This window comes from Maribacter algicola, from assembly GCF_003933245.1.
Classification (GTDB): Bacteria; Bacteroidota; Bacteroidia; order Flavobacteriales; family Flavobacteriaceae; genus Maribacter; species Maribacter algicola.
Window position 1 is genome coordinate 1,231,971 of sequence record NZ_QUSX01000001.1, and the last position, 14,389, is coordinate 1,246,359.

Annotated in this window: 14 protein-coding genes; 2 read left to right on the forward strand and 12 right to left on the reverse strand. The window is 41.0% G+C overall.

Features of this window, described 5'->3' with window-relative positions; translation table 11 throughout:
* Positions 1-8 precede the first annotated feature (8 nt).
* The 11 genes from atpB to DZC72_RS05255 form a co-directional block, all read right to left on the reverse strand.
* Positions 9-1,187 (reverse strand): F0F1 ATP synthase subunit A, encoded by a 1,179-nt coding sequence (gene atpB / locus DZC72_RS05205; protein WP_125221806.1) that lies wholly within the window; start codon positions 1,185-1,187, stop codon positions 9-11.
* Between the two features lie 94 nt (positions 1,188-1,281).
* Complete coding sequence (locus tag DZC72_RS05210; RefSeq protein WP_125221807.1) at positions 1,282-1,665, reverse strand: DUF6168 family protein; 384 nt, start codon at positions 1,663-1,665, stop codon at positions 1,282-1,284.
* A 14-nt stretch (positions 1,666-1,679) separates the two neighbouring features.
* Positions 1,680-1,907 carry an AtpZ/AtpI family protein gene (locus DZC72_RS05215; protein ID WP_125221808.1) on the reverse strand — a complete coding sequence of 76 codons (228 nt, stop codon included), beginning with the start codon at positions 1,905-1,907 and terminating at the stop codon, positions 1,680-1,682.
* Positions 1,885-2,319, reverse strand: a complete 435-nt coding sequence (locus DZC72_RS05220) for a bactofilin family protein (RefSeq protein WP_125221809.1) — start codon at positions 2,317-2,319, stop codon at positions 1,885-1,887. The genes DZC72_RS05215 and DZC72_RS05220 overlap by 23 nt, the downstream gene beginning before the upstream one ends.
* Before the next feature lie 3 nt (positions 2,320-2,322).
* Positions 2,323-4,917, reverse strand: a complete 2,595-nt coding sequence (gene porW / locus DZC72_RS05225) for a type IX secretion system periplasmic lipoprotein PorW/SprE (RefSeq protein ID WP_449405348.1) — start codon at positions 4,915-4,917, stop codon at positions 2,323-2,325.
* A gap of 340 nt (positions 4,918-5,257) precedes the next feature.
* Positions 5,258-6,385: a serine hydrolase domain-containing protein gene (locus tag DZC72_RS05230; RefSeq protein WP_125221810.1), complete on the reverse strand. Its 1,128-nt coding sequence runs from the start codon at positions 6,383-6,385 to the stop codon at positions 5,258-5,260.
* A gap of 83 nt (positions 6,386-6,468) precedes the next feature.
* Positions 6,469-7,164, reverse strand: a complete 696-nt coding sequence (locus tag DZC72_RS05235; protein WP_125221811.1) for an ABC transporter ATP-binding protein — start codon at positions 7,162-7,164, stop codon at positions 6,469-6,471.
* 139 nt (positions 7,165-7,303) lie between these two features.
* Positions 7,304-8,773: a DUF5687 family protein gene (locus DZC72_RS05240; protein ID WP_125221812.1), complete on the reverse strand. Its 1,470-nt coding sequence runs from the start codon at positions 8,771-8,773 to the stop codon at positions 7,304-7,306.
* Between the two features lie 60 nt (positions 8,774-8,833).
* Positions 8,834-9,526: a hypothetical protein gene (locus DZC72_RS05245; protein ID WP_125221813.1), complete on the reverse strand. Its 693-nt coding sequence runs from the start codon at positions 9,524-9,526 to the stop codon at positions 8,834-8,836.
* A gap of 10 nt (positions 9,527-9,536) precedes the next feature.
* Positions 9,537-9,875, reverse strand: coding sequence for a PadR family transcriptional regulator (locus DZC72_RS05250; protein WP_125221814.1), 339 nt, complete (start codon positions 9,873-9,875; stop codon positions 9,537-9,539).
* Positions 9,876-10,106: 231 nt separating this feature from the next.
* A complete protein-coding gene (locus DZC72_RS05255) occupies positions 10,107-10,295 on the reverse strand; it encodes a hypothetical protein (RefSeq protein WP_125221815.1) in 189 nt (62 codons plus the stop codon).
* Positions 10,296-10,550: 255 nt separating this feature from the next.
* Between DZC72_RS05255 and DZC72_RS05260 the strand changes: the two genes are divergently transcribed.
* Entirely contained in the window at positions 10,551-11,600 is a 1,050-nt protein-coding gene (locus DZC72_RS05260) for a ferredoxin--NADP reductase (RefSeq protein WP_125221816.1), read from the forward strand.
* Positions 11,601-11,725: 125 nt separating this feature from the next.
* Positions 11,726-13,570, forward strand: coding sequence for an SLC13 family permease (locus DZC72_RS05265; protein ID WP_125221817.1), 1,845 nt, complete (start codon positions 11,726-11,728; stop codon positions 13,568-13,570).
* 5 nt (positions 13,571-13,575) lie between these two features.
* Here DZC72_RS05265 and DZC72_RS05270 read toward each other — a convergent pair whose 3' ends face one another.
* Positions 13,576-14,349, reverse strand: a complete 774-nt coding sequence (locus DZC72_RS05270; RefSeq protein WP_125221818.1) for a patatin-like phospholipase family protein — start codon at positions 14,347-14,349, stop codon at positions 13,576-13,578.
* Positions 14,350-14,389 lie beyond the last annotated feature (40 nt).

A 14,389-nucleotide genomic window follows, 5' to 3' on the forward strand; every position in this document is an offset into this window, starting at 1 on the left:
AAACACTCTTAAATAAAATCTGCCCTCACATCTTCTTCGTCCGGAATTTCATGACCTTCGGCATCGTGATGGTGTTCATGGTCATGTTCGGCCACCGCCATCCCAATGAACAATGCTGAAAGCATCGTAAAAATATAGGCCTGTAAAAAGGCGACCAATACCTCGATAAGGGTTATGAAAAACGACAGTATCAATGAAAGTCCGGTAGCTCCCGCCACTCCCAAACTATCCTTAAGGGTAAACATGATGGCAATCAAGCTCATTACCACAATGTGCCCGGCAGAAATGTTGGCGAACAATCGGACTAACAATGAAAATGGTTTGATCAAAAAAGCACCTGCCAATTCGATAATGGCCAGAACCGGTCTAATCAACACAGGAACCCCAGGCATCCACAACATGTGCATCCAATAGTCCTTGTTTCCGCTAAACGTGTAAATAATCAATGTAAGTATGGCCAAAGCGGCAGTAACGGCCAACTGTCCCGTAACATTGAATCCGAAAGGTGTAAGTCCTAATAGGTTCAGTATCCATATAAAAAAGAATACGGTCAAAAGATACCCTGTAAATTGTCTGTATTTTTTCTCGCCGATATTCGGTTTGGCGATTTCGTCCCTAACATAAATGACCAAAGGTTCCAATACACGGCCAAAACCTGTGGGTACGCTTTTGTTTTTATACTGTCTGGCCAAAGAGGAGAAGGCCCACAACATGAACAATCCAACCAATAGAATTCCAACAACACTTTTTGTTATGGAAAAATCCAACACCTTGTGTGCATTGGTCGCGTGATGGCTCTCATCCAGGTTTACCGATGTGGCACCAGCTTCCAACTCGTAAATTTTACTGTGCAGTTTTACAAATTTGGAACCGTTTTTTTCCACGATTACCTCGCCATTGTCATCGTGATGAAATTCAGAGGACATAAAAGTAGCCAAACCATTACTGGACCAAACGATTACGGGAAGAGGGAAACCCACATGTTTTCTTTCGCCTTCAGCGTTTGTATAGGAGAACAAATGGAAGTCGTGGGAGTCCTTGATGTGGTGATTTATATATTCAGATACTTCCTCTTTCGTGTCAACAGCACCTTCATCTTGACCTTCGGAGAACGCAAAACTTTGGAGTGAACTTACTATTGCCGTAAACAATACCAGATTTCTTATCACTTTGGAAACTTCCTTCATTATTTCTTTATCAAAAATTATGCTTCTGAAAATTTGCGCAAAAGTAGTCAATCTAGATGTAATACAAAGAATTTTAAAGGCTTAAAATTCGACCTTATTTTTTGCGCATGATTTTTGAAACAAAAATGACTTCCAAAGTCAAGAATATAAAAATAGGAAGTAGCATCATAGCCCTGTAAAAATGGGGAAGTGGTTGATCTCCCATGAGTTGCGGAAAGAACATAGTGGTAAAAACCACAATCTTGAAAACTAACATCCCGATATACAAAAAACCCAATTGTTCAAAGACTTTTTGATTTTTTGAAAGGATTTGAAAGGCAATTACCAACAGTAAAGAGAAGAAAAAATGGAATATATAGGACTGTTCCAACAACTGTAAAAAGTCAGTTTCCAGGTCCATCAAAAACGTTTGGCCCAAAAAAGAAATCGTGCCCACTATTGTGAACACGATCGCATATAAAAGTATCTTTTTGAACAATTCTACCTATTTGTTTAAGGTTTGTTTAAGGACATCACCTTTTTAATGACCAGATATATGGACAAAAATACGGCAAGTAATGTAATGGTGTCCTCTAAAAAGGTTTTTTGAAATTTTTCATCCAGCCAAGCGCCCAATAAATTCCCCAAATATATAGTTGCACCCATTTGTATAGCAATCCCAGAAAGACTTGCTGCGGTGCGCAATAAATTGGAATCGTTACGAGGCTTTTGCTGGCTCATTTTTAGTGTTCATGGAAGGTTTAAAACCTCCAGAATTGCTAGCACCGGCTTTTCCACCGCCCATGGTACAGGATGCATTGAATGTAGCCCCAGGTTCAACCGCCAATTTGGAAACGGATACCGTTCCTTCTATGACTGCGGAAGACTTTAGGGATAGCAGGTCGGATACCAAAAGTTCCCCGTTAAAACTGCCTTCTATATCGGCATTTACGCACTCCACCTTGCCATGGATATAGCCATCCTTTCCAATGACCACCTTACCGGATGTCTTCACATTGCCGTCCAGCTTACCGTCAATCCGGAAATCCGCTTCGGAGATAATATCCCCTTTTATTTTCGTATTCTTTTCAATTCTGTTTGGTTGTCCTCCTATTTCGCTCATAGTTCTAGGTTTTTGTTTGTCTGAAAACATTGTTCAAGGTTTTGGGGTTAAAGTAGTATTTCTGTATGCTTCTAAGTTCTTGTGTACCTGTATTATTTTATAGTTGTCCGATAAAATTACGAAATTCTCATCAGCCACCCGGTAATCCTTATTGTTTTTTAAAAGTTCCGAATAGCCTAATGCAAAATCCTTGGATTTAAAGCCGTGGACCACCACAAATTGGTCTTCCAGATTATAGATGTCCTTGGATACGATGTTCTTATATTTTAAATCCACGATGGACTTTTCCAAAAGCTCCATCAATTTTAACGCCTTTTCATTATTACTCCTCTTGAATGGAAAGACCACTTTCCAGTTCGATGTTCCCGTGGAGCCCGTTTCAGGAGAAAATTCCGTTGGTTCTAATTTAGGTAGTTGCTCTGCGACCATCTGTTCCGCCTTTTTGCCTTCGGGACTGTTTGGATAGGTAAGTGCCACATAATTGAGGGCTTCCTTGAACTCCTCAAATCCCTGCAATCTACCAATGGCATTGGCCTTCAGCATTTCGAACTTGGGCACTATGGGGTCGCCGGTAAACCGATTTATATTTTCCTCTGAACCGGTAATGACCTGTAAAAACTCCTGGTCCTGAAATTTCTTGAAAAGGAGTTGGTATCTTTTTTCGGGACTGTCACTATCATCGGCAAGGACGGCCTGTGGGTTCAACAGGATTTCCGCGTAGCGGGAATCCCCATGGTTGGCAATGATATCAGCCTTCATGGAGGCCATCAACGGACTGTTTTCCGCCTCGTAAATTTTATACAGATTGTATTTGGAGGGAAGGATCAAACGCTCTTCCGGATTGGACGCCAGCACACTTTCAAGCTTTTCTGCCGCCAAAAGGTTTTCATTGAACTTTTCCTTATAGATTAGCCCTAACTGATAATTGGCAAAATTTCGTTCCGTTTTAAGGCTATCTATTACGGTTTCCTCCTTGGGAACCCCGTCCATATAAAAGTCCAACGAGAATTTTTCATCCTCCGTAACCGCAGCATCTGGGTCAACGTTTGCCGCTATAACCTCACCCGTAGCTTCCGAAATATTGGAAACCGCTTTGTTTGACCAGCGCCAGTCATCGGCCAGTTCCCTATTGCCCCATCGGTTCTTAAAATCGTTCTGTCCGTATCCCAGGCTGGTAATATTGTAAAAGTAGAATTTACCTTGGTTTTCCTTGCCTCCCTTGGATTTGGCGAAGGCCGCAAAACCGTCAGTCAACTTGTCCCGTTCCTTTTTCTGCGCCGCTTCCTGGGCCGCTTGTAAATCGGCTATATGCTTTTCAAAATAAGCGATCCGGTCGTCTATGGGCATTTCGTAAATGGTTATGACACTATCCGTGAACTGAACAATATCCTCATATTTTATCACGTCCTCAAGGTTGTCCAATTTCTTTTTGATGGTACGGTACTTTTTGGTGTTTTCATCCAAATTCACAAGCACACTATCATAATAGGCCCCGGCATTTTTGTACTGATTTTCGTCGAAATTATATTCTGCCAAATTCTCATAGTTGAGAGCGTTCAGTTTTGGCTCGTTCTGCGTAGCCCGGAGCGATTTGTTGAAATAGGACAACGCCAGACTATCCGAACCCTGTTCCAAATGGAATTCGGCAATTTGCCTATAAATTTTGTCCAGGAAGGGCCTGTTTTCCCTGTTTTCCTCCAATTCCGTCAGGTACTCCAGCATTTCCTCCTGATTTTCTGTGGTGATGGCCGTATTCCTTATTTTTTGGATTTCGGCATTGATCATATACACCCTGGGCGATTTTCTATTGAGGTCGATCACCTTATCAAAAGCGTAATTGGCACTGTCCTTAAAGCCCAACTGATTGTACAATTGCCCGATGATGTAATAATACCGGCCTTTCTCTGGATTCTTTTTGGTGTAGTAGGATGCGACTTTCAATTGCTGAATGGCAGTATCCGGCGCGTTCAGGTTGATGTAGGCCTGCGCCAACATGGCCCGAGCATCTGCATATTCCTGATCCTTTAAGGTCTCAAACTTCATCAACCGCTTTAGGTTCTTGATGGCCAGCTCCTCGTTTTCCAACCGGATATTTACCTTCTCCCTCCAAATACTGGCTTCGTTGAGCTTATTGCTTTCCGTGTATTTGTTGAGGATATAATTGAAGGACTCCAAAGCAGGGATATAGCGCTCATCAAAATAGCGGGCCTTGCCCAACAACAAAAAGGCTTCATCGGTCTGCGGATTGCGTTCCTCGTCCTTAATGTCCATACTGTGCTTCTGGATGGCCTTGGTCGCCTTTTCCTCGGCAATAATGAAGTTGGGGTTGTTGTCCTCTGAATCCAGCTTAACCTCTCCCGATACCTCCAAACGCTCTATGGGCAGTATTTCCCAATAATCGTCCTTGTAGGAATCGTTCAACGTGGCCCTACCCTCTTCAAAAGCGATATTACCGTTGTACAAGGTATTGTACTTGGTGTTTAAGGCGTGCCAGTTTCGATTGATAAAGGCATCCTTTTTCGTGGAACAGGCATTGAAGAGTACGGTTCCTAGAATAAGCGATAAAAAAAGTTTGTTTCTGTAGTTCAAAATAGACGGTCTACGTATGTATGCATAACTGAAAAACATCCATATTATTATACGCTTCATCGACAAAAGACCCCTTTGTTTTGGAGATTATGGACCGATATCAATTTCAAGGGCCGATAATTTACATACTATCCGGTTTGTTTCCTTGGTTTTTATGCCGATTTTAAAAGGAAAATAGGCCCTTTGCCGATGCTTTTTGGAACAATATCGATATCTGTTCCAAGGATAGAAAATGGATTAAAACAAAAAACCGACTGAAGCGTCGGTTTTACTCTTTAAACTTGACAGGTTTAGATTATCCCGCAAAAAACGCCTCCAATTCCCTTAAGGTTTCTGTAGAGGTTTTGATGTCCTTGACCACTTGGCCTTTCTTCCGCAATTAATAAAGTGCGTTTAACAAATCTCTTGAAAGATTGTCCAATACTATTGAATTTCCCCTATCCTCAAAAAAGGAAAGATTAGAAAGCAATACAATGGCTTTCTTGTTTACTACATCCATCATCAAATTAGAAATATAACCACCTGTGGCTCCATTATGACAATGCCAAAAATTCTTGCCCTCCTCATTAATATGCCATGAAAGACCGATTTGTTGATTATCTTTTACGCTAAAGGTAGGTTCTTGAGCTAATTTAAGTTCTTCATTTGATGGCTCGAAGTTTGCAAGCACAAAGGTTGCCAAATCTTCGGTTGTGGATATAATCGCACCGGCCCCAGCATAGGCATCAAAATTCCATATACCAAAATCTCCAGTTGGAAGCACTAAATCGATATTCAGATTTTTATGATCCGTAAAACTGTGATTCATCCCATATCTATCAAAAATAAATCGTTTCAATAATGAAGTATAATTTTCCTGATATACTTTTTCCATAGCATTTGCCAAAAGAGCCGCCCCAATATTGGAGTATTCAAAATCTTTGGTTTCGGATAACTTCATGTCTTCCTTTAAATATTCTTGTAAATCATTTGAATCAAAATCCTTATATGGGTCAAAAGGTCTTAGTATGGTATGTAAATTAGAATGCAGTTTGGGTAGTCCAGAAGTGTGGTTTGCTAGAGATTTGAATGTAATAATTTGATTTTTATTGAATTGAAAATCATAAAATTCATTTATTTCATCTTCCAGCTCAATTCTACCATCTACAACTGCGTTCGCCAAAAGCGTGGATGTAAAAACTTTTGTGATAGAGCCAATTTCAAAAGCCTTAGTATTATTCTCGGCAGTAAAAATACTGTCATTTCTGCGTTCCACTCCGTAAAATTGAACGCTATCCGAAGAAATAAGTGCTAATGAAAACTGCGTCTTATTGGGTGCATTTTTTGCGGCTTCATACATTTTAGTCTTTACATCCTTTGGAACTAAAGAATCACTTTTTATTTGAGCATTTACAGCTTCCGGTATAATCTCTTCTTCATAAGAAAAATAGAACCAAGTACCTAATCCAACTATCACCAATGTAATAGCAGTCAAAATACCAAAAACAATTAATAGTGCTCTTTTCATGTGCTTATCTTAATTAATTTTCAAGGGTCACATAGCAAACATATGATCATTCCGTTGTTTTTTGAAAATCTGTCATGGATGCTTCATCCAGCAAAAAACGCTTCCAATTCCCTTAAGGTTTCGGTAGAGGTTTGGATGTCTTTGACCACTTGGCCTTTGTTCAACACCACAATGCGCTCACAAACCTCAGTTACGTGGATCAAATCATGGCTGGACACCAAGACCGTAACGTCCTCCTTGGCCGCCAAGTCCTTGATGATGCCCTTCAAACGGATCTGCGTAGTTGGATCCAAATTGGCAAAAGGTTCATCCAATATCACCACCTTTGGATTTCCAATAAAGGAGGCGACAATGCCCGCCTTTTTTTGGTTACCCTTGGAAAGATCTCGTAAGTATTTCTTCTGCCCCAAAATCTCCCCATGGAAAAAGTCGGAAAAATGCGCCAAAAGTGCATCCACATCGGCTTTGTTCTGTCCGCGTAAATCACCAATAAAATAGAAGTACTCTTCCGGTGTCAAATAGCCTATCAAAAACGTTTCGTCAATAAAGGAAGCAGTGATGGGTTTCCATTCTTCGCTGGTATTCACCTGAATGCCATTGTTTTCAATATGACCGGAACTCGGCTGGATCAAATCCAACAACAAACTAAAAAAGGTGGTTTTACCGGCTCCGTTGTTTCCCACCAAACCAAAGCTTTGCCCGGTTGGAATTTCCAAAGATTCTATATTCAAAACGGTCTGACTTCCGTATTTCTTGCTTAAATTTTGTACTGTTATCATGGGTTTTTTTGTTTCAAGTTTCAGGTTTCACATCCAACGTCTAGCGTCTAGCGTCTAGCGTCTAGTGTCTAGTGTCTAGTGTCTAGTGTCTAGTGTCTAGTGTCTAGTGTCTAGTGTCTAGTGTCTAGTGTCTAAAATACTAGCTGTTTTTTTCCTTAAATCCGGCAATCATGCCATATTTCTTTTTCCGATACTGCTCCGTGACCGTGTTCATCAAAGTATTCTTTAAGACCAATCCAATAAGCCCTAAAACACACAGGACGATTACCCCTGCCATTACCGAAAAGAGGTAATAGAAAAGACTGAATATGAGTATAGGAACGATAAGCACGGGAATCATGATCAAAAACTGATTGGCACTAGTGCCCTGCATGTTCCCGAACGGACTCTGATCCAGTTCGATTCTTTTTTTATTGAACGATCCAAAAAATAAAATGACGGGGATATTTACTCCCAAATTATACATGGCGCACCCAAAGTTGATGGCCAAGGTCTCCCACCCAAAATAGACATAAGGTATGGTAAGCAGGAACATAAAAATCACACTGACCGAAATCAACAATGCCTTTGACTCCAAGTACTTTCGCAGCGGAATATTTTGGGACATCATCATACTATAGTAACTACTGTCCCATGCGGGTATAAACTGTCCGAAGTTACTTAGGAAAATACCGGTCATAAATACACCCAAAAAGGCTTTCATGGGCATCATGTTGGCATAAATTTCCTGAGTGTAGAAAATAAGCCCATAAAATACGAACAGCAAGGATATCCAAACCTGGGATTTTGTTCGTTTGTTCCGCCAAATCATTTTAAGATCCAATTGCAAAAAGGTACCCAGATCACCAAAGCGTTTCGTCCAAGCCAAATCGCTGGTATTGGCTTGCGCCTTTTTGGCCTTGAGCTTGGCATCCAAATAAATCTTGTCGTTTAAATAGTTGAAGTTGATATAGTACATGACGACCATTAGGGCCAACGGTACCAGAACGGTTATTGGATAGGCATACAAGGCGTGGAAAATAGGGCCAAACACCTCCTTCACAGAAAAAATCCCGAAATAATCCAAGGCATAAGAAACAACTAGGATAGCGGCCAGGATACTCAAAGCAACATTGCTTTTATTGATCAGCAGGTTCAGGTAATTAATGGCCAGGACAATGGCCATCATGGAAATCAGCCAAAGCAACACATTGAGTGCCGCATAACCTTGGACCAAGAGCACAATACATAATGGGATAAAGAAAAAAAGTGCCAATAGGTTATATACGGATGCCGCAGACCGACCCAAAATATAATGGGCAATGGAACTTTTTTTGACCGGAGTTGTCAAAAACGGTTTAATGTCCATTACCGGTAACTTCTGCATAAAATACCGCAAGAATAACTCGATCAATACCCAATAAATTAGGTACTGGCTCAAGGTCCACATAGGACTTTGGTCCGGTACGGCCTTTCGTAAGATGAAATAGATACCGGCACCCATGGCGGCTAGTACTACGAGCATGTACACCCCAAAGAAACCCATGATTATTTTTACCGCTAGGCTCTTACCAAAGTTGGCAGACCTAAAAAAGGATTTCCATTGCAGGGAAGCAAATCGTTTAAACATAAGGGTTGGATGTTGTTGTTTGGTCCATAAGTAAACCAAAAATGGAAAATGTTACAAAAACTAAGAAATTTTATATTCTGGATAGGTTTCTGCCAATATTTCATCTGCTTTTGATGGAATGACATATCCACAAATTTTGAGCAAAAGCCCCATACTTACAATTAATAAAGACAATGCCGATTGAAAATACAGGTTATCCATAAAGTTGTTGGTCCATGTTAGATTCCAAAAATTCATTGGGATTAAAAATAAACTCGAAAGCAAACCTTGTTCGTATATTATCTCTTGGAGCATCCATTTACGCCAAGTACCTTCCATGCGTTTTTTCAATTTAAACGTTCTAAATAGTATTACAAAGGAAAAGCCTATAAATACTCCCGAAATAATACCTTTTTTTAATTCACCCGGAGGAAGCATTTTGAGCATAGTAAATATGCCTATAACAAAGGTCAGGGTCGCTATTATCTTGGGAAGAGACCACCACTCCTTAAAATGACGCCAGATAATACCTCTGTATCTTTTTGACATGGCCTTTCTGCGCTGTTTTACAACTTCCTGAAAGCCAAAAACTCCAAACTTTTTGAACTCAAGGTTTTTAGCTTCTTCAAAAGTAAGACCGGGTTTCTCTTCCCATTGCTTTTCAATACCGTTGGCTAAATGATCTACCAATTCCAGTTGTAAATCATAGTATTCCACAGAATGGGCTCTAGTAAATTTAAATAGCTCTTCAATTTGGTTTTGGGTAAGTTTCATAAGTCTCATTTTATTGAATACTCCATTTCGGATTAACCAGTTGCTGCATACTTCGTATAAAATCTTCCAATTCGGCCAATCTGTTAACCGTTTCCTTTTCACCTTGCTCTGTTAGTTTATAGTATTTTCGAAGCCTATTATCCACTTTAGCCACTTCCACATCCAGGAGGCCTTCGGCTTCCAACTTATGCAAGGCTGGATATAAGGCCCCCTCAGTGATATTCAATTCCCCTTTGGTGAGTTCCTTCACCTTCTGTGTAATTTCATAGCCATACATCTTTCCTTTCTCCTCCAACAACTTTAGAATAATAGTGTTCAGACTTCCTTTATATAATTTTGAATTCCCCATAATGCCGTATTAAATCAATTTACTGGTCCCAATATACATAATTTTCTTATGCATAAGATTTTTAGGTATATTTTTCGTCAAGGCCATAGCCTACTTGATTTATTTTGCCTTCTAAAACAGGTCGCTTTCTCAAAATTTTTACCAAAAAAGGTTCCCTCCAGGAGTAGGGAGGGGTGTTCCGCTGTCGCGGAACGGGGAGGGTAGGAATTGGACATGTTAACCAAATAAAAGTTAAGTGTACGATACTTTTTCCGTCGCCGAAAAAGTATCCAAAAAGGCTAGGCTGATTTTGGGATACTTGAAATCCAAGCAGTCCTTGGCCCGCATCCCCCAGGCCGTTTCCGATTGCATCGGAATAGGTTGCAGGGCGATTTCCTTTGCCCCCACTCCAAGGCCTTCCGGATTTACCACGCATCCCAAAAATAGGCCGGTTTATTCTCAAAACATCCATTTATGTAACCTCATCTTTATTAACGCCAAATAAGCTCCGCTCCCTGGTCAGGGAGGGGTGTTTCGCGATAGCGGAACGGGGAGGGTCGAGATAGGATGTGTCCTTCAAATTAAAATATTTCTCCAAGCAGGTTTCCCATCCATCATTATTGATTTTTTCACTTTCCCATTTTATATCGCATCCTCTTTCCTTAATTTTGCATTTTATTTCTAGATTGGATAATTATGGCAGATTTTTATGCATTGACCGTTAAAAATATTAAAAAACTAACCCCTAATTCCGTGGCCGTCACTTTTGAGATTCCCAAGGATTTGGTTCAAACCTTCTTATTCACTGCCGGACAATACATTACCATAAAAAAGGAAATAAAGGGCAAGGAATTGCGTAGGGCCTACTCCATAAGTACTTCCCCCAAAAAAGACCATATCACCATCGGTATTAAAAAAGTGGATAATGGCGGTTTTTCCCATTATGCCAATACCAAACTACAAGTTGGCGATACGTTGGAAGTCATGCCGCCGGAAGGTAGGTTTTCCTATAAACCCTCCGGAAATCCGCAAAATGTTGCTGCCTTTGCAGCGGGTAGCGGTATTACCCCAATTATGAGCATCGCAAAAACCGTTTTAGAAGGGAATCCAAAGAACAATTTCGTATTGGTCTATGGCAACAAGTCTTATGAAGAGACTATGTTTTATACGGATTTGGTAAAACTGCAGCTGGATTATTCCAATCGGTTTTTTGTGTATTTTATCAATAGCCAAACACGGGAAGACAAAGCACTGTTTGGACGCATTGATACCTCTACGGTGAACTACGCTCTAAAAAACAAGCATGCCAATTTGGATTTTGACGGTTATTACCTCTGCGGGCCCCAAGAAATGATCGAGAACGTAAAGGATACCCTGTTGGACAATGACGTCCCAAAAGAGAAAATCCACTTTGAGCTATTCACGGCAACGGAAATAAAGGAGGAACTACCCAGTCTGCCCGATGGCCAAACTGCGCTTACGGTAACTTTGGATGATGAAGAGTTTCAGCTGACTATGGACAAAAAAACGACCGTGTTGGACGCCGTTCTCAAGGAAAATATTGATGCTCCATACTCTTGCCAAGGCGGCGTCTGTAGTAGTTGTATCGCTAGAATTACAGAAGGAAAAGCGGAAATGGCCGTAAACCAAATCCTAACGGACGGGGAAATTGCTGAAGGTTTCATCCTAACCTGCCAGGCCCATCCCATAACACCTACCCTTAAAGTGGATTATGACGACGTTTAGTACGCTTGTACTTTACTATTTTCCTGGCGCATTGTCCCTTAATAGCAAATGCATTCCCAAATTATTGTATTGGGCTAATTTGATGTAGTCCTTGTGTTACATTTGGTCAAATCCTACCTTTAAATATGGCCTGGGAAATTATTACCGTATTTCTTATCATCGGCGCAGTTGTAATCCTGTTTGCGTTTGAGGTTTTTCCTATGGATAAAATCTCATTTTTAATCATAGGAATTCTCTTGCTCTCTGGCCTAGTTAGCCCGGAAGAGGCGGTAAGCGGGTTTTCCAACAAAGCCGTGATAACGATACTTTGCCTTATGATATTGGCCATTGGACTAGAGGATAATGGAGTAATTTCGTGGTTGGCAGAAGGATTGAAAATCTTAAAAAGTTGGCCGGGCGTTCTTGCCTTGATTGCCATCATGATTTTATCCGGAGGTATCTCGGCGTTCATCAGCTCGACTGCCGTCGTTATCGTTTTTATCAAAATCGTCGCAAAGCTCAAAGAAAAATATGGTATGCTGCCGGGAAAGCTACTGCTGCCCATTTCCTTTGCAGGAATTCTGGGTGGAAGCTGCACGCTTATGGGGACTTCTACGAATTTGATCGTGAACAATATAGCCCTCCGTTACACAGGCGAAAAACTTGGTTTTTTTGAATTTTCCCTTTTGGGTTTGACCTTCCTTGGTGTTTCCATGTTCATCATCGTTCTGTTCTACAAATTTTTACCCAAAGGCGACGGGGACAAACTATCGGATACCTACAATCTAAACCGATATCTGCTCACCCTAAAGGTAAACAAAGACTCCCCTTTGGTAGACAAGGAACTACAGGATACCTTCATGTTCAAGGAATCCGAAATTACCGTTTTAAGGGTGACCCGAAATAATCTGGAGAAGAATATGCTCAGCCCTGGATTGAAAATAAAGGCAAACGACATTATTCTGTTGCATTGCAGCTTGGAAAATCTTCAAAAAATGAGAGGGGAAGGGTATTTTGACCTTGATATCGATGAAAATACTGCAGATTTTACCTCCGAAGAAACATCCATCAAGAGATTGGATAGAAAAGAAAAGGATTCTCCCAATGTAATAGAACATGAAACCATCCTCCTTGAACTTTTATTGTTACCAGGCTCCCGTTTCATTGGAAAAACACTATCGGGACTTAAAAAAATGATTGTACCTAGGGCCATTCCAATTGCGGTAAACAAGAGAAAACCCTTGACCAACCTGAGAAGTCGTTTACATTTGAACAATAGCGCCATAACCCGGCTCAGGGTAGGCGATCGTCTATTGATACAGACCGATACTTCCTACCTTAACAATTTTGAGAACAGCAACAACTTGGCCGTTCTAAATCAATTTGACGGGGCACTACCCTCTACCCCCTTGAAAAGAAACGTTTCCCTATTGATTTTGATAGTTACCATCGTTCTTGCGGCAACCGGGGTTTTTGAGATTATGACCAGCGTCATCTTCGGGACCATAGCCATGCTCCTTTTTAAGTGTATTGAGCTCAATACCATTTATGAAAAGATCAATTGGCAGATTATTTTTCTACTTGCAGGGATGATTCCTCTAGGCATTGCCATGACGAACTCCGGAGCAGATCAATGGTTGACCCAGGAACTTTTAAAAATTATGGCCGGCCAGCAACCTATATTCATCATCGGCGTGCTATTCCTTACTACCATGTTGTTCAGTAGTGTGGTATCTAACAACGCCACAGCCATCATCATGGCCCCTATTGCTATTTCTCTGGCCAAGGGACTGGAACTGGATGTAAAACCCTTTATTCTTTGTGTGATGTTTGCAGCTAATTTTAGCTTTTTTACCCCTTTAGGATATCAAACCAACGCCTTGATCTATAGCATGGGAATTTATAAGTTTAAGCACTTTCTAATTCTGGGAGGGGTCATTTCCTTGGTGCTACTTGTCCTGGGCACCTTGCTCTTGAGTGCTATGCTGTAAGTGATTTAAGAACCAAGGGTTTTCAATTGTTTGCAAGCACTTTCATATCCAATGGCATAAGCCTTTTCGATTCCTTTTCGGTCCAGAATTCCTATATGTTCCAAGGATTTCGGTTCGATTACCAGATCGCATTTTTTTATTTTCTCCCTGTTGATGGCATAGATCATCAATCCGGTGACCCTGCCGGTCAATTGTAGGGAATTGGTTAGGTTCTTTTTGTTCAGCTCAGAAACGATGGAAACATTGCTACCAATAACAAAATCTACTTTATCCCTAACCGGTTCCAGCGGGAAGTTGTTCATGATGCCTCCATCCGCATATAAACTTCCATTATAGGACACCGGGCTAAACACTGGGGGCAAGGCCGCCGAAGCCAACAAGGGCTTGATCAGTTCCCCTTTACTTATAAACAATTCCTCCCCTTTTTCCAGATTGGTGGCAACCACGTGTAACTCCTTTTGTAAGTCTTCGAAGGTGTTATGAGGAAAATAGGTCTTAAAAACAGTTTCATACCTATCGGTATCTAATAGGCCGGGCTTGCCTATAGATAAAAAATTGTATTTGAACAGCGGTGTTTCCTTGAAGAATCGAAGCATGTCGATAATAGGGGTTCCATTGGCATAAAGAGCTCCCACTAAAGCCCCTACACTGCTACCCGCCACCAGTTCCGCCTCCAAGCCATACTCCTGCATCGCCTTAATGACCCCAATATGGGCCATGCCCCGTACCCCACCACCGGAGAGGACCAAACCTATTTTTTTTGTCGAAAGGAAAGCCATATTGATTCTAAAAAAATGCCGTACGAAGTAAAACCCTCAT

Bases quoted from the DNA above. Each gene is read 5' to 3' on its own strand.
- DZC72_RS05240 (WP_125221812.1), bottom strand. From the start codon at position 8,773: ATGTTTAAACGATTTGCTTCCCTGCAATGGAAATCCTTTTTTAGGTCT.
- DZC72_RS05215 (WP_125221808.1), bottom strand. From the start codon at position 1,907: ATGAGCCAGCAAAAGCCTCGTAACGATTCCAATTTATTGCGCACCGCA.
- DZC72_RS05220 (WP_125221809.1), bottom strand. From the start codon at position 2,319: ATGTTTTCAGACAAACAAAAACCTAGAACTATGAGCGAAATAGGAGGA.
- DZC72_RS05265 (WP_125221817.1), top strand. From the start codon at position 11,726: ATGGCCTGGGAAATTATTACCGTATTTCTTATCATCGGCGCAGTTGTA.
- atpB (WP_125221806.1), bottom strand. From the start codon at position 1,187: ATGAAGGAAGTTTCCAAAGTGATAAGAAATCTGGTATTGTTTACGGCA.
- DZC72_RS05230 (WP_125221810.1), bottom strand. From the start codon at position 6,385: ATGAAAAGAGCACTATTAATTGTTTTTGGTATTTTGACTGCTATTACA.
- porW (WP_449405348.1), bottom strand. From the start codon at position 4,917: ATGTTTTTCAGTTATGCATACATACGTAGACCGTCTATTTTGAACTAC.
- DZC72_RS05235 (WP_125221811.1), bottom strand. From the start codon at position 7,164: ATGATAACAGTACAAAATTTAAGCAAGAAATACGGAAGTCAGACCGTT.
- DZC72_RS05250 (WP_125221814.1), bottom strand. From the start codon at position 9,875: ATGGGGAATTCAAAATTATATAAAGGAAGTCTGAACACTATTATTCTA.
- DZC72_RS05270 (WP_125221818.1), bottom strand. From the start codon at position 14,349: ATGGCTTTCCTTTCGACAAAAAAAATAGGTTTGGTCCTCTCCGGTGGT.
- DZC72_RS05260 (WP_125221816.1), top strand. From the start codon at position 10,551: ATGGCAGATTTTTATGCATTGACCGTTAAAAATATTAAAAAACTAACC.
- DZC72_RS05245 (WP_125221813.1), bottom strand. From the start codon at position 9,526: ATGAAACTTACCCAAAACCAAATTGAAGAGCTATTTAAATTTACTAGA.